This is a genomic window from Acinetobacter sp. 22323 (assembly GCF_052044895.1).
GTDB classification, from domain to species: Bacteria; Pseudomonadota; Gammaproteobacteria; order Pseudomonadales; family Moraxellaceae; genus Acinetobacter; species Acinetobacter schindleri.
In genome coordinates this window covers 1-19,805 of sequence record NZ_JBQEOL010000008.1, presented here as the reverse complement: position 1 = coordinate 19,805, position 19,805 = coordinate 1, and the positions used below count along the sequence as shown (strand labels likewise).

Genomic DNA, 19,805 nt, shown 5'->3' with positions numbered 1-19,805 from the left:
AATTGAATGGCGCTTAATTCGTTTAAGCGCCCAACTTTGCAGCTGAGCATTTTGCTGGGCTGCATGGGTGGGGCGCAGGTGTATGCAGAAGAAAATCAAACAACTATCCCCAGCAGTCCGATGCCAGCAACGGCTGAGGCCTGTGCCGCGGTAGAAACCAGTGCAGAACGTCTAGCGTGTTATGATGCTTTGTTCAAAGTACCAGAAGCTGAAAGAGTGGTACTGGTATCTGAACGCCGCGCAGCTGCTGAACTTGCGCCTGAACCCGATAACCTGAAAGCTAGAATTGATAAAACTGTTTCTACAGTAACGGTCAGTGAAGGATCGCCACTGAAACCAAACCTGTCTTTATTGGACAGCCGTTGGGAACTTTCACCGGAAAGTAAACTGGGTACCTGGAATATCCGTTCTTATCAGCCGGTGTATGTATTGCCAGGATTTTGGACCTCCGAGAAAAATGAGTTTCCTGAAAGTCCGAATGAACGTAATACGGTAACAGAAGATCAGAACCTGAAATCCATGGAAGCCAAGTTTCAGCTTTCACTAAAAACCAAAGCAGTAGAAAATATTTTTGGTAATAATGGTGATATCTGGCTGGCGTATACCCAGTCTTCACGCTGGCAAGTATATAACTCTGAAGAATCACGTCCATTCCGTGAAACCAATTATGAACCAGAAGCCAGTATTGTATTCCGAACCAATTACGATTTATTTGGTCTGGACTGGCGTATGCTAGGTCTGACCTTTAATCATCAGTCCAATGGTCGTTCGGATCCACTATCACGTAGCTGGAACCGGGTGATGCTGAATCTGGGCTTTGAGCGTAATAACTTTGCCCTGATGCTACGTCCTTGGTATCGTTTTGAAGAAGACCTGCCAGATGATAACAATCCGGATATCGTAGACTATGTCGGTCGTGGCGATTTGACTGCATTTTATCGCTGGAAAGATCATGACTTTTCGCTCATGTTGCGTCATACCTTAAAAGGCGGTGATGATAGTCGTGGTGCAGCGCAATTTGACTGGTCATTTCCGATCAGTGGTCGTCTGCGTGGACATTTCCAGTTGTTTGATGGCTACGGTGAAAGCCTGATCGACTATAACCATAAGGCGACGTATGTCGGCTTGGGTGTTTCGTTGATGAACTGGTTCTAAAAAGCATTATCATCAAAAAATCCACGTGCTGACGTGGATTTTTTGTTTTATATCGAAATTACCCAACCTGAATTTCTGAAGGCGGATGTTTAAGGCGGCTCTTTTTCGGTGTGGCAATAAAATAGGCCAAGGTCAAAGGACCTAAACGACCTGCAAACATCAACAGCATCAGAATCAACAGACTGGCTGGCTGTAATTCAGAAGTGACGCCACGAGATAACCCAACTGTACATGCGGCAGAAACCGTTTCAAACAGCAGATCCAGAAAGTCCTGATCTGGCTCCAGAATAAGCAGACTCATAAATCCGGTTGCAATCAAGAGGGCAGTAATACAGACCACTGCCAATGCTTTAAAGGTGGTTTTCTCTGGAATCGAATGCTTGAATAAACGAATTTCATCTTCACGCCGTAGGAAGCTAATTACACTAATCACTACAATGATAAAAGTTCCGACCTTAATGCCACCTGCGGTACTTAAAGAACCACCACCAATAAACATCAGGAACATGGTAACTAAGGTGGACGCATTGGTCAGCTGATCCATCGGCAGACTATTAAAACCTGAAGAACGCGGTACTGTGGCATGGAACCAGGCATTGACCGCCTGATCGCCCACACTCATCAATGCCAGTGTTTGAGGATTAGAAGCTTCCAGAATCCAGATCAGGATAAAGGCAGAAAGATTCAGTGCAGCAATGGTACTCAAAATCAGCTTACTGTTAGTACTCAGTTTGCGCCAGCGTTTATGCTGTCGTACATCCATCAACACCAGAAAGCCAATGCCGCCAATGATATACAGCATGCTAATGGTGAAGGTAATAAGATACTGATCGGCAAAGCTCATTAGGCTATTCGGGAACAGGGAAAAGCCACCATTGTTAAAAGCAGAAATACTATAAAAGGAAGCGTAGAAAAAAGCCTGGGCAAAGTTGTAATCCTGTAACCATGCAATAGTCAGAATCACTGTGCCAATTGCTTCAAAGAACAGCGAATATAGAAACACACCTTTAATGGTAGTACTGATTTTTTTCAGGCTGGTCTGACCGATGGACTCCTGAGCCATGACTTGTTGCCTTAGTCCCATTTTGGGCGCCAGACTCATGGCAGCCAGAATGGCAAAGGTCATAAAGCCGAGTCCGCCACATTGCAGGAGAATCATGATTACGATCTTGCCAAAGACCGTATAAGCTTCTCCGACATTGACCACAGACAAACCGGTAATGGTCACCGCAGAAGTTGCAGTAAAAACAGCCTGAAACCAGGTGACATCACCATGATGAGAAACTGGTAGTATTAACAAGATTGAACCAATCAAAATCAATGCCAGAAATCCCAATGCGATAATGCTGGGTGGACTGAGATTAATGGTCCGGTTTTTATGAGCAGTTATTTTCATAGATTTTTAAAATGTTTGGACAGGCGGCGTAAAGGTTCCAGCAAACCCTCAACAAGCAGAATATCATCTTCTTTAAGAATAAGATGGGGATCGAGGATATATTGCACCACGGGGCCACGCTTATGCAGAATGGTTTTAATTTCTGGTGCATGATCCATCAGCTGATTGAGTTTGATACCACTTTGTTCAGCATGAATCTCAATTTTGACCAGATAACGATCATCCTCAAGCGCCATATAGCGGCTGACCATCGGATAACTTAAGGATTGCGCAATCCGAACACCCATATCTTCCTCGGGATGAATAATCTTATCCACCCCAAGATGGGTCAGGATCATATGGTGAGCTTTGGACTTGGATTTGGCCCAGATTTTTTTAACCCCCATATTCTTGAGGTGTAGGACGCAGAGAATACTGGCTTCAATATCTTCACCAATCGCCACCACCACCGCTTCACAGTTCTGAACATTTAGTTCGTCCAGCACATGTTCATCCGTGGCATCTGCAATCACGGCATGGGTGAGTTCATCTGAAATGCTTTCAACATATTTTTTATTCAGGTCGATGCCAATTACTTCATGTTTGAGTGACATCAGTTGTGTGGCAACAGTGGCACCGAAACTTCCTAAACCGATCACAGCAAACAGTGCCATGTATTTTTCCTAAAGTTGCTGCGCTTATACATGCGCTTTCTATTAATTTACGTGTTTATCTTAGTGCTTAATTAATATTTCAGCCATTTGCTTTACATAAATATTATCAAAGACCTGAGTTCTTATTCGCTTATATCAAAAAACCGCCTCGAAAGACGGTTTTGATTGTTTGGATATCAGAATCTGAAATTATTTCAGGAAGCGTTGATAACCCAGGTTATTGGTAATCTCGTCATATGGATAGGTGATACTCTCCAGGGTTTCGATCAAACCGTCTGGATTCTGTTTTGCATCTTCCGCTTCCAAACCGACCAGTACACGACCTTCAGCTGCGCCGTGGTTGCGGTAGTGGAACAGGGTGATGTTATGAGTTGGGCCTAGACGTTCAAGGAAAGTCAATAACGCACCTGGACGCTCCGGGAATTCGACACGGAACAGACGTTCATTTTCAATGTCTGCGTGACCACCAATCAGATAACGGATGTGCAGTTTTGCTACTTCGTCGTCAGACAGATCATCAACGTCATACTGGAATTTCAGGTTTTCATAAATTTCCTGACGTTCTTTTTCGCCATTTTTCAGGCTAATACCAACGAAGACCTGAGCTGCGGTTGCATCGCTGGCACGGTAGTTAAACTCGGTGATGTTACGGCCTTGCAGGGCACGACAGAAACTCAGGAAAGCGCCTTTCTGTTCAGGAATGGTCACGGCAAAGATTGCTTCTTTACGCTCACCGAGTTCAGTACGTTCCGCGATATAGCGTAAACGGTCAAAGTTCATGTTGGCACCACAAACAATGGACACGATATTTTTGCCTTGAATGCCGTGTTCAGCGACGTATTTTTTAATCCCTGCCAACGCCATTGCACCAGATGGTTCTACAATACTACGGCATTCGTCATAGGTATCTTTAATTGCTGCACAGACTTCATCGGTATTGACCAGTACCACATCAGGTTCAACAATTGGACCAGAATTATCTGATTTTTGCAGACGGATGACCTCAAATGGTTTTTCACCAATTTGTGCCACCGCAGTACCATCGGCAAATAAACCGACAGATGGAAGAATCACACGTTCATTGGCTTCTAAGGCCGCTTTTAAGCACGCGGATTCATCATATTCCACAGGAATAACTTTGACATGCGGAGCAACATCTCCCAAGTACGCTGCAACACCGGCAATCAGGCCACCACCACCAACAGCAACGAAGACATATTCCACATCACGCCATTGACGCAAAATTTCATTGGCAATGGTACCTTGACCGGCCATCACCAGTTCATCGTCATAAGGTGGAATAAAGGTCATGCCATCTTCTTCGGCACGTTGAATCGCATATTTATTGGCAACATCAAATGAATCACCGTGCAATACGACTTCGCCACCTAAGCGTTTTACCGCTTGAACCTTGATATCAGGCGTGGTTTTTGGCATCACGATAATCGCGCGAATCCCCAGCTTTTTCCCTGACAGCGCCACGCCTTGGGCATGGTTGCCTGCTGAAGCTGTGATAACGCCACGTTCGAGTTGTGATTTCGGTAATTGACTAATACGGTTATAGGCACCGCGTAGTTTGAATGAAAAAACCGGTTGTAAATCTTCACGTTTAAAGCGAATGTTATTATTTAAGCGTTCGCTAATTCGTGGCGCTGCTTCGAGTGGGGTTTCGATTGCAACATCGTATACAGTTGCTTGTAAAATTTGTCGAACCAAACGAGACAGCATGTTAATTTTCCATCTAACAGTTTAAAATAAGCACTTATTGTAACAAACCACGCGGCTTTGCGGTTTAAAAATACTGCGAAAGTCCAAAATAGTTGAGTGATGTCATGAGTCTATATGCAACCCAAGATGAGAAAAAGCAAGCTGCAGCAAAAGCTGCGTTAAAGCACTTACCAAAAGGGGGCATTTTAGGCGTCGGTACTGGAAGTACTGTCAACTTCTTAATCGAACTTTTGCCTGAGCTTCAATTGGAAGCAGCAGTTGCAAGTTCTGAGGCCACTGCACAACGTCTTAAAAAATTAGGCATTGAAGTTGTCGATATGAATAGCGTAGGCGGTCTGGATGCCTATGTAGATGGTGCGGATGAAATCGACCGCCATATGCACATGATCAAAGGTGGCGGTGCTGCGCTGACACGTGAAAAAATTGTTGCATCTATTGCGAAAAAATTCGTTTGTATCGTCGATGATTCTAAGTGGGTGGAACAGTTAGGCCGTGAATTTCCGCTTCCTGTAGAAGTGATTCCAATGGCACGTTCTGCAGTCGCACGTAAAATTGTTGCTTTAGGGGGGGACCCTGCGTACCGTGAAGGTGTAGTCACCGATAACGGTAATGTAATTTTGGATGTTTATAACTTAAATATTTTGAATGCATTAGAGTTAGAAAAAACTTTGAATGACATTCCAGGTGTTGTTTGTAACGGTATCTTTGCCTTAAATAAAGCTGATATTGCTGTGGTTGCTACTGATAACGGTATTGAAGAGCGTACTGCGGTTTAATTAAACTTTCTAGAAAAAATCCCTCTAAATCTCCCTGAGCGAAGTTTTAAAGCACTGCTTTAAAACAAGTGCAAGAAGGGAGATTTTTGAAAGCCCCTCTTTGAGAAAGAGGGGTTTGCGGAGATTAAAAAAGAATAAAAATGACCTTATCCGACTTACCTGAAATTCAAATTGTCCGAAATATTCGCTCAACACGTTTAAAGCTTCGTGTGGATGGTACTCAAATTCGCCTGACTGCACCCGTATTTTGCACAAAAAAACAAATCCAGAATTTTATTAATGATGCCGAAAGCTGGTTACTCAAAACCTGGCAATCCCAGCAGGAAAAAATACAAAGTATTGATCGTAGTTTACCTGCTAGCTTGCAGCTATTTAATCTGAATCAGCCAATATCAGTTCAATACCAGGCCCAGAAGCATAATTTTATTCTAGATTATGCAAACTATATGCTCTATATCAGTGATCGAAATCCTGAAAGCTACTTAAAAACTTTTGTAATTGCCTATGCCAAACAACAGTTACCGATTTATCTTGAACAGGTTAGTCTGGAAACAGGATTATCTTTCAATGTCTGTAATATCCGCCAGCCGAAAACCCGTTGGGGCAGCTGTTCTGCCAGACATGACATTATGCTGAATAGCGGTATTATTCTGTTTCCTGAAAATATCGTCCGTTATCTCTGCGTGCATGAACTGGCACATACCCGGCATTTTGATCATAGCCCGCGTTTCTGGACTGAAGTGGCGAAACATGATCCAGCTTATTCAAACCATCGCAAAATTCTGAAAAATACCCTTATGCCATGGTGGTGGGTCAGTCAGAATTAATGCAAGAATCATTTAATAAGGAATAGTTTAAAAATAATATTTAAATCATAAATTTATATAAAAACGAGTTCGAATAATTTCTGCTGCACTTATGAAAATAGATTATTTTTAATTCAGAACCTGCTTTTCTAGAATGCTGAAAAATTAAAAGTTTCTGAGCTGCTTTCGGCATAAAACAAAGAAACGTATTTTCCAGCATATGGGGTAGATGAGGATGGTTCAATCCAGGTTATTATTTATTTTCACGCTAATCTTTAGTGTGCTTTTAACTGCATGTAATAAGGCAGAAGCACCAAAAGAAAAAGTCGAAAAAACGGCTTATACGGCAGACACAGTGCGTATTGGTTACCAGCGTTCTTCTACACTCATGACCTTGTTAAAAGAAACGGATGAGCTTGAAAAGAAACTGGCAGAAAAGAATGTCAAAGTCAGTTGGCATGAATTTACCAGTGGTCAGCCTTTGGCTGAAGCACTTAATGTGGGTAGTGTTGATGTGACTGCTGATGTGGCAGATACAGTTCCCGTATTTGCCCAGGCAGCCAAAGCGAATCTGACTTATTATGCCAAAGAAACTGCATCTCCAAATGCACAGGCAATTTTGATTCCACAAAATTCCAGTATCAAAACTGTTGCGGATTTGAAAGGCAAAAAGATTGCAGTAACCAAAGCTGCGGGTAGTCATTACTTGTTAATTGCAGCACTCAATCAGGCAGGTTTAAGTTTTACAGATATTACTCCAGCATGGCTCAGCCCGGCAGATGGCCGTGCAGCATTTGAGCATGGTGGTGTAGACGCCTGGGTGACTTGGGAGCCATATGTTTCAAGTGGTACAGTTGTACAAAATGCAAAAGTCCTCGCTTCAGGTGAAGGTTTAGCAAGTTATACACGTTACTACTTAACTGGTCATAAATTTGCTCAGGAAAATCCTGCAATCTTGAATGATGTGATTGATACCTTAAAAGAAAAAGCAGCTTGGGTAAAAGCCAATCCGGATGAAGCGGCAAAAATCCTGGCGCCATTATGGGGTAACTTACCCCAGGAAGTGGTATTAAAAGCCAACGCTAACCGAAGTTATAACGTGAAATCCGTAACTATTGAAGATATGCCGGAGCAGCAAAAAATTTCAGATGCATTCTTCAATGAAAAGCTGATTCCTAATACGATTAATGCCAAAACATCTGATCTCTATAACACTCAATAATGCCCCAGAGCCTCGATATTTATCGGGGCTTTTCCTGTTTTATAAATAGCCTAAGCAAAGCTACGAGATTTTCTATGTACCAGATTCCAGAACTAAATTATGCCCAGATTCGAGCAAAACTACTTGCACGTGAAGAAATCGCCATTGTCGATTTACGTGAAGAACATATCTATGCACAAGCTCATCCCTTATTTAGCACTAATATTTCTCTTTCACGTTTAGAAGTCGAAATTTTGAATCGTATACCACGTCTAGACACCACAATTGTACTCTATGATGATGCAGATGGCCGAGTAGAACGTGCTTATCAAAAATTACTTCGTTATGGATATCGTCAGGTCCATGTATTGAAGGGAGGTACCCAGGCATGGGCACGTGATGGGGGTGAATTATTTATCGATGTGAACTCTGCAACCAAAGCCTTTGGTGAATGGGTTGAACACTATAAACATACGCCGTCGCTGAGTGCCGAAGAGGTCCAAGAAAAAATTGATGCGAACGACAATATCGTCATTTTAGATGTACGTCGTTTTGATGAATATAACACTATGAGTATTCCATCGGGTCGAAGCGTGCCAGGTGCTGAATTGGTTTACCGTGCACCAAACCTGGTGAAAAATGAAAATACCACCATTATTGTGAACTGTGCAGGACGTACCCGTAGCATTATTGGCACACAATCATTGCTTAATGCCAAGATCCCACATCCGGTTTATGCACTGCGAAATGGCACGATTGGTTGGACACTTGCGGGTCAAAGTTTGGAACATGCTCAAACCCGATCATTTAAGGATGTGCAGACAGAGCTAAAACCGGAGCTTTTAGAAAATGCCAAAGTGCTGGCACAAAAAGCGCATGTTCGAACCATATCTTTTGAGGAGCTTCAAAAACTACAAGCTGAAACTCAACGTACAACCTATATATTTGACGTTCGTGATGAAGATGAATACATTCAAGGTCATCTGGATGGTTCGCGTTGGGTTGCAGGTGGACAACTGGTTCAGGAAACAGATCACAACGCAGCAGTCCGTGGGGCACGAATTGTACTCATTGATGATCAACTGATTCGTGCCTACATGACTGCATCTTGGTTAGGGCAGATGAACTGGGAGGTTTATGTGCTAGAAACAGATTTTTCAGAAATATTAACCACACGTGGTACGTGGACACCCAGTCTGCCAATAGTCGATACTGTTGAATTAATTAGTCCAGAGCAATTGAAAAAATTAAAATCAACTCAAAATATTGCGATTTGGGATGTGCAGCCTTTTGCACTGTATAAGAAAGCGCATATTCCGGATGCTGCATGGCTACTTAAGGCCGAAGCAGTTGAACGAATTCAACAAGCTAAATTTCAGGCTAAAGACGCCGTAATTCTCACATGCGGTCGTTCAGTTTTGGCCCATTATACTGCGGAAGAAATTAAAGCATTTCATAAAAAAGTGTATGTACTTGATGGTGGTAATGTTGCTTGGGAAAAAGCAGGCTATGCGTTAACTGTAGACAATGTACAAGCACTTTCACCGCAAATTGATCGTTATAAACGTCCATATGAAGGCACGGATAACTCACATGAAGCAATGCAAGCCTATTTGGATTGGGAGTTTGGTTTAGTCGATCAACTTAAAAAAGATGGGACACATGGATTTTTCACCATTTAATTCTTAAACAAACAAAGTCGCCAAGGCGACTTTGTTGATTTGAAGCATCTATGTAGCATTGACTGTGCATTTATATGCTTATTCGATAATATAAAACCAATGATAACGATAAATTAGAAGCCCTCATGATGCGGTTAATCCTCACAATTTTAATTTTTATAGTCTCGCTTCCTGCGCTGTTTTTTTACGGGCTATTTTTATACAGTATTTTTTTCCCAAGTTTACCCATGGATTATCCTTTAACAGTCAAATTTTTTATGCTAACAGGAGTGCTCGCGTGGGGAATGCTATTTTATATGGCTATTTTATGGATTAAACATCGTCAAATACCTAAAAAATTTTCAGCCAGTGCAACACTATTGGCCATTTTAGGGTTAATTCCATTTATGATTCGACTAGACGCCATTATCTTTTTGGCATTACCTGCTTTCTTATTTGTAATTTATCTTTGTCATTATAGTTGGTCTACTCCAGTAACGACCAAACACACATAAAGGTGTTTCAATCTTATCTTTAAACATGCATTTCAAAATATATAAAAAATTAGCATTCCTCAGTGAAAGAGTTTAGAAAACGTGAACTTCCTGTCATACTACCTGGCATAAAGGAAACATCTAGTTAGAGGTAATTATCGTGATTTCAGTGGGTATTGTGGGTGGTACAGGTTATACAGGCGTTGAACTTTTACGTCTATTACTGCGACATCCAAACGTTAGCGTCAAAGCACTGACATCACGTACCGAAGCAGGCCGCCGTGTAGACGATATGTTCCCAAGCCTGCGTGGTCATACTGATCTTGAATTTTCTGATCTCAGCCTTGATTTATTAAAATCTTGTGATGTCGTATTTTTTGCGACACCACATGGCGTTGCGATGAAACATGCAGAAGAACTGGTAGCTGCAAATACCAAGGTAATTGACCTTGCCGCAGATTTCCGTTTACAGAATTTGGCACAGTTTGAAAAATGGTATGGCATGCAACATGCTTGTCCATCTATATTACAAGATTCTGTATATGGTCTGTCTGAACTGAATCGTGACAAGATCAAACAGGCGAATGTGATTGGTAACCCGGGTTGTTATCCAACAACCGTGCAGCTTGGCCTTGCACCAGTATTAAAATCTGCGGAAGCCTTAGTGAAACCTGAAAGTATTATTATTGATGCTAAATCAGGAGTTTCAGGTGCAGGTCGTAAAGCCAGCCTAGGCATGATCTATTCTGAAAATGCAGATAACTTTAAAGCTTATGGGGTAGCAGGTCACCGTCATCATCCTGAGATTGTAGAAGCGTTAGAAAATATCTCAGGTCAAAAAGGTGTATTTGACCATATTTTATTTGTACCGCATCTGGTGCCAATGATTCGCGGTATGCTGTCAACCATTTACATTGACCTGACTGAAGCAGGCCAGACAGCAGATCTGCAGGCACTGTATGAACAGTTCTATGCCAATGAACAGTTCGTTGATGTCATGCCATCAGGCAGTTCGCCAGAAACCCGTTCAGTACGTGGTGCCAATGAACTCCGTATTGCACTGTACAAGCCTCAACCAACGAAACTGGTTATTCTGGTAGCACAAGATAACCTGGTGAAAGGTGCAGCAGGTCAGGCGGTACAGAATATGAACCTGATGTTTGGCTTTGCTGAAAACGCTGGCTTGCAAAACATTGCTTTATTACCATAAAAAACGTATTACAACTTCACACACATTTGAATTTCGATTTAAATGTGTGTCTTGAAAAAGATAGAAGAGATGACAATGCCGAATAATGAGCCTCACGATCTGACCACAGATGACAAGAAGAAAATGCCATTTCTGAAAGGGAACACGCCACTTGCCATAGGTGCTGCAATTCTGGTACTGAGTAGTGGTTTACTTGGCTATTCGATAGGTCATCGTCAAGGTCTGACCGTTGTAGGTTTTGAGGCGGATGCTGAACAGCTGGTTGAAGTCGTACAAAAGCAGAAAGCCAGTCTGGAAACACTGAATAAAACCCTGAATACAGCAACGCAGGAACGTGATCTGGCCGTAAGTAATGCCAATGACCTGTATCTTGCGATGAATAAAACCCGTGATGAATATACGCAGGCAGAAAGCCTGGCGACCTTATATCGTGAAGTACTGCGTCAGCGTGGTGGTATGCCTTTATCTGTTCAGCATTTAGCAGTAAAGCCTCTACCTGAAAATGCCTTTGAATATCAGCTTGATCTGATTCAGGTAAGTCCAAGCAAAGGGCGTGTTTCCGGGTCGGTTGAATTGCGCCTGATTCGGGGAACTGAAATTTTAATTGTGCCTTTGGCAGATAAAAACTTCAATTTCGAAAATTATGAACGTCTGACTGGTCGTTGGACAATGCCGAAAGGTTTTGTACCAGAATTTATAGAAGTTCGACTGACTGGTACAAGCAAGCCTGTTACCCGCCGTTTTAGCTGGAGTAAGGGTGAGGCAATTGAAAATCAATCTGCATTCCTGTCAGAGATTCCTCAGACACAAGCCAATGCAAACTAAAGTGTGAAATGTAAATCTTATGCCTAGCAACAAGCGTCATATTTGTTTAAGTGAAATCAAGAACTCTTTTAATCAGTCCGGGGTGGTTGACTGGCACATAAGTCCACGCTTGGCAAACGACCCTTTTCATGATGAAGATGCTGATATTGCAGTACAAACAGCACCACCAGAGCTGAAGCGTCCACCGATGTATGCAGTAGTATTGATGAATGACGACTACACCCCAATGGAGTTTGTAATTGAAATTTTACAACAATACTTTGCAATGAATCTTGACCAAGCTACGCAAGTAATGCTAACTGTACATTATGAAGGAAAAGGTGTTGCTGGCGTCTATCCAAGAGACATTGCGGAAACGAAAGCGAACCAGGTCAATAATTACGCTCGATCACAAGGTCATCCTTTACTTTGCCAGATAGAGCCTAAAGTTTAAGGGGGTTGCATGCTCAGTCGTCAATTAGAAGTATCACTACGTTTGGCTGTTAGCATGGCTCGTCAAAAGAGACATGAGTTTCTGACAGTAGAACATTTATTATTGGCTTTACTCGACAACGATTCTGCCGTGAATGCCCTTAAAGCATGCGGTGCAGACATTATTGTACTGCGTAAAGAACTTGAAGAATACGTAGAACAACACACTCCAAAACTCGGCGAAAATAACGATCAGGCACCTCATCCGACTGAAAGTTTTGACCGGATCCTGCAGCGTGCCATTTTCCATGTACAGTCAAGTGGTGGAGACCGTACGGTAGAAGGTGCGGACATTCTAGTTGCGATGTACTCAGAGCGTGATTCGTTTGCAGTGTATCTGCTGAAACGTCATCAGATTAACCGTTTAACCTTGACTCAATATCTGTCGCATGGTACCCGCAAGGAAGAAGTGCAGAACGAAGAAGAACTTGAGGAACTGGATGGCGAAACTGGATCATCGAATGCTTCAGGTCCACTGGATCTTTATACCACTAACCTGAATCACGAAGCGCAAAAAGGTAAAACTGATCCATTAATTGGTCGTGAAAAAGAAATTGAGCGTGCTGCACAAATTCTTTGTCGCCGTCGTAAAAATAATCCGTTGCTGGTCGGTGATCCGGGTGTGGGTAAAACATCGATTGCTGAAGGTCTGGCTTGGCTGATTGTTAATGGTAAAGCCCCTAAACCACTAGAAAATGCCGAAATCTATAGTCTGGATATCGGTGCACTGGTGGCAGGAACCAAATACCGTGGAGACTTCGAGAAACGTCTGAAACAACTTCTCAATGCCTTGAAGAAAAAACCGGATGCAGTGCTGTTCATTGATGAGATTCATATGATCATCGGTGCAGGTTCCAGTATGGGTAGTACCATGGATGCTTCGAACCTGATTAAGCCAGCACTGGCAAATGGTTCATTGCGTTGCATAGGTTCAACCACATTCCAGGAATACCGTCAGGTCTTTGAAAAAGATCATGCTTTATCACGTCGTTTCCAGAAAATTGATGTGAATGAGCCTTCCATCTCTGAAACTATTGATATTTTACGTGGTCTGAAATCTAAGTTTGAAGATTTCCATCATGTTCAATATGAAGATCAGGCTTTGGTATCAGCGGTAGAACTATCAGCGAAGTTTATTAATGACCGTTTCTTGCCAGATAAAGCCATTGATGTGATCGATGAAGCGGGTGCGCAACGCCGTTTAAAAGCCGAGCAAGACGACAGCCTGATTACGGTAGAAAATATCGAAGACATCGTGTCGAAAATTGCCCGTATTCCACCAAAAACAGTTTCTAAAGATGACAAGACTGTATTAGAAAATCTTGAGCGTGATTTGAAACGTGTGGTCTTCGGTCAGGATGAAGCCATTGAAGCACTCGGTTCCGCAATCAAGCTGTCTCGGGCAGGCCTGAAATCTCCAGATAAGCCAGTCGGTAGTTTTGTCTTTGCCGGTCCAACGGGTGTCGGTAAAACTGAAGTCACCAAGCAATTGGCGAAACTGATGGGCGTGGAGCTGGTTCGTTTCGATATGTCTGAATATATGGAACGTCATGCGGTATCCCGTCTGATTGGTGCACCTCCAGGCTATGTTGGTTTTGACCAAGGTGGTTTGTTGACCGATGCGATTCATAAGAATCCGCATTGTGTATTACTACTCGATGAAATCGAAAAGGCACATCCGGATGTATTTAACCTGTTGCTGCAAATTATGGATCATGGCTCGTTGACTGATAACAATGGTCGTAAATCAGACTTCCGTAATGTGGTGCTTGTACTGACTACTAATATTGGCGCTGAAAGTATTTCACGTGTCAGTATCGGTTTCATGGAACAAGACAACAGCAATGACAATCAGGAAGCCATGAAAAAAGCATTCTCGCCTGAGTTCCGTAACCGTTTGGATGGCGTGATTCAGTTTAAAGCATTGCCAAATACGATCATTGAAAACGTGGTTGATAAGTTCCTCACTGAACTTCAAGCACAACTGGATGAGAAAAAAGTCATTCTTGAAGTGGATCAATCTGCACGTGAATGGATGGCTGAAAATGGTTACGATCGATTGATGGGCGCGCGTCCAATGCAGCGTTTGATTCAGGAGCATCTGAAAAAACCATTGGCAGAAATGATTCTGTTTGGTGAGCTGGCAGATAATGGCGGTAATGTTGCTGTATCTGTGAAGAAAGAAAATGGCAAAGCTGTAGGCTTGAAACTTGAAGTGTTTGAAGATCAGACTGCTGAACCAGCCTAAATTCTACTCATCGTAAAATAACCCGTGCTTGCACGGGTTATTTTATTTCTTTATTGCTATGATCTGATCAAGATTTATTGCCTGGCTAAGATTTAACAAGATATGGAATTTCAGTTCACTAAACTTATTACGACTTTTTGTCTGTTCCTGGTCACGGCGGTGATGGAAATTCTAGGCTGTTATTTTCCCTATCTGATTTTGAATCAGGGAAGAAGTCACTGGTTATGGATTCCGACAGCTCTGGCTTTGGCGGCCTTTGTCTGGCTATTAACTTTGCATCCCGCTGCTTCAGGCCGGATCTATGCAGCTTATGGTGGTATCTATATCTTTACTGCTTTGATGTGGTTGCGTTTTGTAGATCAGATCAGCCTGTCTCGATGGGATTTGCTTGGTGGTGCAGTGGTGATATTGGGGGCGCTGATTATTATCATGCAACCCCAAGGTTTAATCCGTTGATTTACTTCCTGTAGAAACTTAGTTCCCTTTACAGTCCTTCTGCGATATTTCAACGTCATAAGATCGAGTAGTGGAACTCAGTTCTAGCATCACTTTATAGGGATTTTCTAACTGATAACGGTGCTCAAAAAAAATACCGCAATTTTGTAATAAGTTTTTGCGGATAAGCTGAGTCACTTCCTTAGGACCTAGATCTTTTTCAAACTGGGCAAAGTCTGGAGTAATAATTAAACCTTTTAATTCGGTTTTATTAGCAGTGAGTTTCAGTTGTTCAATAATCGTGTTGTGATCAATTTGCAGGGGCAAAGTTTTAGAATCTTCCGCACTTAATACAGCCAGCATTTCATTCAGTTCTGCTATTTTCTTGATTTTAAATTTTGAATCAATGATCTGTTGCTGTTGCAGGTATTGATCAAATTCGGAAGCATAAACCTGACTACTAAGAAAACTAATGCCAAGGGTTAAAGCAGTGAATAGATTTATTTTATATTTCATGTAAGGCCACAAATTATTACTGTGTTTTGCGGATTATAAGAGCATGAATAAGATCTGTACGCAACTCCACCATGGTTAATTTATCTGTTTCCTCAGATTCCTTCTTTTTACTTATTCTTAAACATTGAAGTTTAAAAGACTTTTTATGTGAAAAATCTATTAATAATTACACTTTATTTTTTGTGTTGGATTTCATCTAGGTTTATAGTCTTACACCTCCCCACGCAGCATACCGGTAAGTACGTAGGGTGCATGCAAAAAAATATCTAAGTTTAAAGGCATAAAATATTGACCTATAAACAAGAAACTTCAATGATTTAAAAATAAGGATGTCATATTTTGAGTCAAGCTTATTCCAAGCAGGAAAAAAACAGTCGTATTAAAGGAATCGTCGGGGCAGCCTCCGGTAACCTGGTCGAATGGTTCGATTTTTATATCTATGCTGTATTTGCGGTTTATTTTACCAAGGCACTCACTGCACCAAATATGGACAGTTCAACTCAGGCAATTTATGTCTGGGGTGTATTTGCTGCCAGCTTCTTTATGCGTCCGATAGGTAGCTGGCTATTTGGCCGTATTGCCGATAAACATGGCCGTAAAAAATCCATGGTCATTTCGATCTGTTTAATGGCCATCAGTTCATTCCTATTCGCAGCTTTACCAACTTATGAGCAGGTGGGTATGGCAGCACCATTCTTGCTGCTGCTGGTGCGTCTGTTACAGGGCTTATCAGTCGGTGGTGAATATGGCGCTGTTGCGACCTATATGAGTGAGCTGGGTTTAAAAGGTCAGCGTGGATTTTTCTCATCTTTCCAATATGTGACCTTGACCGGTGGTCAGTTGCTGGCAAGTTTACTCGGGGTTATTTTCCTGGGCTTTATGAGCGAACAACAGTTACTTGATGGTGGCTGGCGTATCCCGTTTGTGATTGGTGGTATTGCGGCAATTGTTTCTTTATTGGCACGTAGCCGTCTTGAAGAAACGCTATCTACGGAAGATAGCGATAAGGAAGATTCAGGTACACTTAAAGAATTGTTCAAGAACCATTGGAAAACATTCTTGCTGGTGGTTGGCTATACTTCAGCGGGTTCACTAAGCTTCTATGTGATTACGGTTTATTCAAAAACCTATTTAACCAATATCGGTATTGATCCAAAGACTGTCGGATTTATTATGACGGCCTGTATCTTTATATTGATGATTGCACAGCCATTTTTTGGTGCTTTATCGGATCGAATTGGTCGTCGTACCTGTATGCTGCTGTTTAGTGGGTTGATGGCGATTGCGATTTATCCGGTCATGGCGGTCGGTATGCGGGTCTTCAGTGATACCCCAGTGATCGTTGCATTATTGCTGATTTTCCTGATGATGTTACTGAGCCTCTATACCTCGATTGGCGGTATCGTAAAAGCAGAAATGTTCCCGCCACATGTACGAGCTTTAGGAGTAGGTTTCTCTTATGCAGTGGGTAATGCCGTCTTTGGTGGTTCAGCACCTTCGGTCGCATTACAGTTTAAATCAGCAGGTATTGAAAATACCTTCTTCGTGTATGTCATTGTAATGCTGATTATATGTTTCTTCTGTAGCTGGCAATTACCGAAAGAACCAAAATATTTAAAAGATGATCATTAATCTTTGAGCAATAAAAAAGCACCAAATTCGGTGCTTTTTTATTGAAAGAAAATTTAGTCTTTTTTCAGATTTTCATTAATCAGAAATTCAACCAATGCTTTCTGAGCATGTAGACGGTTTTCAGCTTCATCCCAAACCACGGCATTTTTGTGATCCAGCATATTTTCTGAAATTTCTTCGCCACGGTGTGCTGGCAAACAGTGCATAAACAGGCAGTCGGGGTGAGCCAGATCCATCAAGCGCTCATTGACCTGATAATCAGCAAATGCTTTTTCACGGATTTTCTGTTCTTCTTCCTGTCCCATACTTGCCCAAACGTCAGTCACGATCAGGTCAGCATTGACTGCTGCATCTTCAGCTGAGTCAACCAGCTCTACACAGTGTGCAAATTCAGACAGGAATTTTTCTTGTGGCTCATAACCTTTAGGCGCAGCAATTTTCAGCTTAAAGCCCCACATATGCGCAGCTTCAATATATGAATTACACATATTGTTGCCATCACCGATCCACGCCACAGTTTTACCTTCGATTGGACCACGATGTTCCAGGTAAGTCTGCATGTCAGCAAGCAGCTGGCAAGGATGGTGGTCATCAGTCAGAGCGTTAATCACGGGTACTTTTGAATAAGAAGCAAAACGTTCAACGATGTCATGACCAAAAGTACGGATCATCACTACATCAAGCATGCTTGAAATAACACGTGCAGAATCTTCGATAGGTTCGCCACGGCCCAATTGAGTATCACGTGAAGACAGGAAAATTGCGCTGCCGCCGAATTGGGTCATGCCAGCTTCAAACGAAACACGCGTGCGGGTACTGGATTTCTCAAAAATCATTCCCATAACTTTACCAACAAACGGTTGGAAAACTTCATTGTTATGCTGTTTGCGCTTGAGCTCGATGGCGCGTTGCAGTATCTGGTTAAGTTCTAAAGTCGATAGATCGCGTAAAGTCAGAAAGTGACGGAGAGCCATTCGTTACTCCACAATAATTGCTGAAAAACTGGTTCAACAATTAGTTGTTGGTTAGTTAAAAAAATACGGAATCGGCTAATATACTATATGAATAGGAAATTGCAAAAAAACTAGACTTTTTGATGACCGTCCAGGAAACGATCGACACAATAATTCACATATTCGACAGTTTCCTGATCAGTTTCATCGCTTGGCAAACCCATTAAAATGCGCCATTCCATATTTCTTAAAATACCGAAATATAATTGTGCAGAAAATAATGGATTTGGACAGCTGAGCAGACCTTTGGCATGTGCCTGTGACAAAACTTCAGCAATAGAGTGCTGGATATGTTTTGGCCCCTGTTCATGAATATGTCGAGCAATATCCAGATTGCGTCCACTTTGTTCCAGCACCAGCCGCATAAATGCGGCATTTTCCGGCTGTTTGATATGTTGGTAGAAGTTCAGCAAGGTCTGAATCAAATAGCTTCTAAAGTCTTTAGAACTGTTTAAAGAAAAGGGGAGACAAATATCTTTAAAGAACTGGGTACGGCGATAATCACAAATCGACTTAAACAGGCCTTCTTTATTGCCAAAGTATTTATAAATAGATGCCTTGGAGCCACCGGCATGATTGACAATATCATCCAGGGCAGAGTAAAACTTGAAGTGCGACATAAACCACCTAATTAATTTAAAGGGTTTATGGAGTATATAAAATTGTCATACCATCATCTTAACTTTGAAGATCGTACTGCATTAATGCTTGAGTCAAGAAAAGAAGGCTTTTCAGCCAGAAAATTTGCTGAACTCATTAAAAGACATCCTAGTACGATCTATCGTGAGCTTAAAAGAAATAGCATCAATGACGTTTATCAAGCTCGATATGCTTCTGATAACACCTTCGCTAGACGTAGACGTGGTCACAGAAAACTCAAAATCGATTCAATCCTCTGGAAATTTATTGTTGAAGCGATCCGTTGTTTATGGTCTCCTCAGCAAATAGCAAAGCGTTTAAAGACATTTCCTGATTTGGATCAAACAATGAATGTAAGCCATACAACGATTTATTCAACGATACGAGCATTACCAAAGGGTGAGTTGAAAAAAGACTTATTATCCTGTCTGCGTCATGAAAATAAAAAGCGAAAAGCTAACGGTGAACCTAAAAAAGATTCTATATTACAGGATATTAAAACTATTCATGAGCGCCCAGCCGAAGTTCAAGAAAGAAAAATACCGGGTCATTGGGAAGCTGATTTAATTAAAGGTAAAGACAATAAAAGTTCGATAGCAACACTTATTGAACGAAATACACGGCTCTGTATCTTGGCAACATTACCTGATGCAAAGGCAGAATCAGTGCGCAAGGCTTTAACTGAAGCTCTGAAATATTTACCTGCAGAACTGCGTAAAACGTTGACCTATGACCGTGGACGCGAGATGTCAGAACATAAAATACTCGAAGAAGATTTAGGCATAGATGTATATTTCTGTGACCCACATTCACCTTGGCAAAAAGGCACATGCGAAAATATGAATGGTTTAATTAGGCAATATTTACCTAAAGGGATTGATTTAAATCAGGCAGATCAGCATTATTTAAATCAAGTTGCCATGTCACTGAATACTCGTCCTAGAAA

The 19,805-nt window shown here is 41.8% G+C and carries 19 protein-coding genes; 13 read left to right on the top strand and 6 right to left on the bottom strand.

Going from position 1 to position 19,805, the window contains the following annotated elements:
• The first annotated feature begins 6 nt into the window (after window positions 1-6).
• Window positions 7-1,155, top strand: coding sequence for a phospholipase A (locus ACTJIX_RS06815; protein ID WP_008305212.1), 1,149 nt, complete (start codon window positions 7-9; stop codon window positions 1,153-1,155).
• Window positions 1,156-1,213: 58 nt separating this feature from the next.
• Here ACTJIX_RS06815 and ACTJIX_RS06810 read toward each other — a convergent pair whose 3' ends face one another.
• The 3 genes from ACTJIX_RS06810 to ilvA form a co-directional block, all read right to left on the bottom strand.
• Window positions 1,214-2,551 carry a TrkH family potassium uptake protein gene (locus ACTJIX_RS06810; RefSeq protein WP_008305210.1) on the bottom strand — a complete coding sequence of 446 codons (1,338 nt, stop codon included), beginning with the start codon at window positions 2,549-2,551 and terminating at the stop codon, window positions 1,214-1,216.
• Window positions 2,548-3,204, bottom strand: coding sequence for a potassium channel family protein (locus ACTJIX_RS06805; protein WP_008305208.1), 657 nt, complete (start codon window positions 3,202-3,204; stop codon window positions 2,548-2,550). Before ACTJIX_RS06805 ends, ACTJIX_RS06810 begins: the two co-directional genes overlap by 4 nt.
• 189 nt (window positions 3,205-3,393) lie before the next feature.
• Window positions 3,394-4,932, bottom strand: a complete 1,539-nt coding sequence (gene ilvA / locus ACTJIX_RS06800) for a threonine ammonia-lyase, biosynthetic (RefSeq protein WP_004812768.1) — start codon at window positions 4,930-4,932, stop codon at window positions 3,394-3,396.
• A gap of 104 nt (window positions 4,933-5,036) precedes the next feature.
• Here ilvA and rpiA point away from each other — a divergent pair, with 104 nt between their 5' ends.
• The 10 genes from rpiA (at window position 5,037) to ACTJIX_RS06750 (ending at window position 15,080) form a co-directional block, all read left to right on the top strand.
• Complete coding sequence (gene rpiA, locus ACTJIX_RS06795) at window positions 5,037-5,708, top strand: ribose-5-phosphate isomerase RpiA (protein ID WP_004894532.1); 672 nt, start codon at window positions 5,037-5,039, stop codon at window positions 5,706-5,708.
• A gap of 140 nt (window positions 5,709-5,848) precedes the next feature.
• Entirely contained in the window at window positions 5,849-6,535 is a 687-nt protein-coding gene (locus ACTJIX_RS06790) for a YgjP family zinc-dependent metalloprotease (RefSeq protein WP_406612177.1), read from the top strand.
• A 208-nt stretch (window positions 6,536-6,743) separates the two neighbouring features.
• Complete coding sequence (locus ACTJIX_RS06785; RefSeq protein ID WP_440611315.1) at window positions 6,744-7,736, top strand: aliphatic sulfonate ABC transporter substrate-binding protein; 993 nt, start codon at window positions 6,744-6,746, stop codon at window positions 7,734-7,736.
• 74 nt (window positions 7,737-7,810) lie between these two features.
• A complete protein-coding gene (locus tag ACTJIX_RS06780; protein ID WP_406612175.1) occupies window positions 7,811-9,397 on the top strand; it encodes a rhodanese-like domain-containing protein in 1,587 nt (528 codons plus the stop codon).
• Between the two features lie 296 nt (window positions 9,398-9,693).
• Window positions 9,694-9,891 carry a hypothetical protein gene (locus ACTJIX_RS06775; protein WP_227590964.1) on the top strand — a complete coding sequence of 66 codons (198 nt, stop codon included), beginning with the start codon at window positions 9,694-9,696 and terminating at the stop codon, window positions 9,889-9,891.
• A gap of 133 nt (window positions 9,892-10,024) precedes the next feature.
• The gene (gene argC, locus ACTJIX_RS06770) at window positions 10,025-11,080 is read left to right on the top strand and encodes an N-acetyl-gamma-glutamyl-phosphate reductase (protein WP_180184223.1); all 1,056 of its coding nucleotides are present in this window, start codon (window positions 10,025-10,027) and stop codon (window positions 11,078-11,080) included.
• A 75-nt stretch (window positions 11,081-11,155) separates the two neighbouring features.
• The gene (locus ACTJIX_RS06765; protein WP_004812777.1) at window positions 11,156-11,905 is read left to right on the top strand and encodes a DUF6776 family protein; all 750 of its coding nucleotides are present in this window, start codon (window positions 11,156-11,158) and stop codon (window positions 11,903-11,905) included.
• 19 nt (window positions 11,906-11,924) lie between these two features.
• On the top strand, window positions 11,925-12,338 hold the full coding sequence (gene clpS, locus ACTJIX_RS06760) for an ATP-dependent Clp protease adapter ClpS (RefSeq protein ID WP_004812779.1): 414 nt from the start codon (window positions 11,925-11,927) through the stop codon (window positions 12,336-12,338).
• A gap of 9 nt (window positions 12,339-12,347) precedes the next feature.
• Window positions 12,348-14,624 carry an ATP-dependent Clp protease ATP-binding subunit ClpA gene (gene clpA / locus ACTJIX_RS06755; protein ID WP_440611314.1) on the top strand — a complete coding sequence of 759 codons (2,277 nt, stop codon included), beginning with the start codon at window positions 12,348-12,350 and terminating at the stop codon, window positions 14,622-14,624.
• A gap of 102 nt (window positions 14,625-14,726) precedes the next feature.
• Window positions 14,727-15,080, top strand: coding sequence for a YnfA family protein (locus tag ACTJIX_RS06750; protein WP_004894552.1), 354 nt, complete (start codon window positions 14,727-14,729; stop codon window positions 15,078-15,080).
• Window positions 15,081-15,098: 18 nt separating this feature from the next.
• Here the strand turns inward: ACTJIX_RS06750 and ACTJIX_RS06745 are convergent, their stop codons facing one another.
• Window positions 15,099-15,575: a hypothetical protein gene (locus tag ACTJIX_RS06745; RefSeq protein ID WP_005221845.1), complete on the bottom strand. Its 477-nt coding sequence runs from the start codon at window positions 15,573-15,575 to the stop codon at window positions 15,099-15,101.
• A gap of 339 nt (window positions 15,576-15,914) precedes the next feature.
• Between ACTJIX_RS06745 and ACTJIX_RS06740 the strand changes: the two genes are divergently transcribed.
• Window positions 15,915-17,207, top strand: a complete 1,293-nt coding sequence (locus ACTJIX_RS06740) for an MFS transporter (protein ID WP_004812786.1) — start codon at window positions 15,915-15,917, stop codon at window positions 17,205-17,207.
• A 53-nt stretch (window positions 17,208-17,260) separates the two neighbouring features.
• Here ACTJIX_RS06740 and argF read toward each other — a convergent pair whose 3' ends face one another.
• Complete coding sequence (argF, locus tag ACTJIX_RS06735; protein WP_004812788.1) at window positions 17,261-18,181, bottom strand: ornithine carbamoyltransferase; 921 nt, start codon at window positions 18,179-18,181, stop codon at window positions 17,261-17,263.
• 110 nt (window positions 18,182-18,291) lie between these two features.
• Window positions 18,292-18,840 (bottom strand): TetR/AcrR family transcriptional regulator, encoded by a 549-nt coding sequence (locus tag ACTJIX_RS06730; protein WP_004812791.1) that lies wholly within the window; start codon window positions 18,838-18,840, stop codon window positions 18,292-18,294.
• Between the two features lie 27 nt (window positions 18,841-18,867).
• On the opposite strand from ACTJIX_RS06730, the gene ACTJIX_RS06725 reads away from it, so the two are divergent.
• A partial coding sequence (locus ACTJIX_RS06725) for an IS30-like element ISAba125 family transposase (RefSeq protein ID WP_079396101.1) occupies window positions 18,868-19,805 on the top strand: 938 nt, incomplete at its 3' end.

What these genes read in the sequence shown, in the direction of transcription:
- ACTJIX_RS06815 (WP_008305212.1), top strand. Translation starts at nt 7, where the DNA reads ATGGCGCTTAATTCGTTTAAGCGCCCAACTTTGCAGCTGAGCATTTTG.
- ACTJIX_RS06750 (WP_004894552.1), top strand. Translation starts at nt 14,727, where the DNA reads ATGGAATTTCAGTTCACTAAACTTATTACGACTTTTTGTCTGTTCCTG.
- ACTJIX_RS06765 (WP_004812777.1), top strand. Translation starts at nt 11,156, where the DNA reads ATGCCGAATAATGAGCCTCACGATCTGACCACAGATGACAAGAAGAAA.
- ACTJIX_RS06745 (WP_005221845.1), bottom strand. Translation starts at nt 15,575, where the DNA reads ATGAAATATAAAATAAATCTATTCACTGCTTTAACCCTTGGCATTAGT.
- argF (WP_004812788.1), bottom strand. Translation starts at nt 18,181, where the DNA reads ATGGCTCTCCGTCACTTTCTGACTTTACGCGATCTATCGACTTTAGAA.
- clpA (WP_440611314.1), top strand. Translation starts at nt 12,348, where the DNA reads ATGCTCAGTCGTCAATTAGAAGTATCACTACGTTTGGCTGTTAGCATG.
- ACTJIX_RS06775 (WP_227590964.1), top strand. Translation starts at nt 9,694, where the DNA reads ATGGCTATTTTATGGATTAAACATCGTCAAATACCTAAAAAATTTTCA.
- ACTJIX_RS06780 (WP_406612175.1), top strand. Translation starts at nt 7,811, where the DNA reads ATGTACCAGATTCCAGAACTAAATTATGCCCAGATTCGAGCAAAACTA.
- ilvA (WP_004812768.1), bottom strand. Translation starts at nt 4,932, where the DNA reads ATGCTGTCTCGTTTGGTTCGACAAATTTTACAAGCAACTGTATACGAT.
- ACTJIX_RS06790 (WP_406612177.1), top strand. Translation starts at nt 5,849, where the DNA reads ATGACCTTATCCGACTTACCTGAAATTCAAATTGTCCGAAATATTCGC.
- ACTJIX_RS06810 (WP_008305210.1), bottom strand. Translation starts at nt 2,551, where the DNA reads ATGAAAATAACTGCTCATAAAAACCGGACCATTAATCTCAGTCCACCC.
- ACTJIX_RS06805 (WP_008305208.1), bottom strand. Translation starts at nt 3,204, where the DNA reads ATGGCACTGTTTGCTGTGATCGGTTTAGGAAGTTTCGGTGCCACTGTT.
- clpS (WP_004812779.1), top strand. Translation starts at nt 11,925, where the DNA reads ATGCCTAGCAACAAGCGTCATATTTGTTTAAGTGAAATCAAGAACTCT.
- rpiA (WP_004894532.1), top strand. Translation starts at nt 5,037, where the DNA reads ATGAGTCTATATGCAACCCAAGATGAGAAAAAGCAAGCTGCAGCAAAA.
- ACTJIX_RS06730 (WP_004812791.1), bottom strand. Translation starts at nt 18,840, where the DNA reads ATGTCGCACTTCAAGTTTTACTCTGCCCTGGATGATATTGTCAATCAT.
- ACTJIX_RS06785 (WP_440611315.1), top strand. Translation starts at nt 6,744, where the DNA reads ATGAGGATGGTTCAATCCAGGTTATTATTTATTTTCACGCTAATCTTT.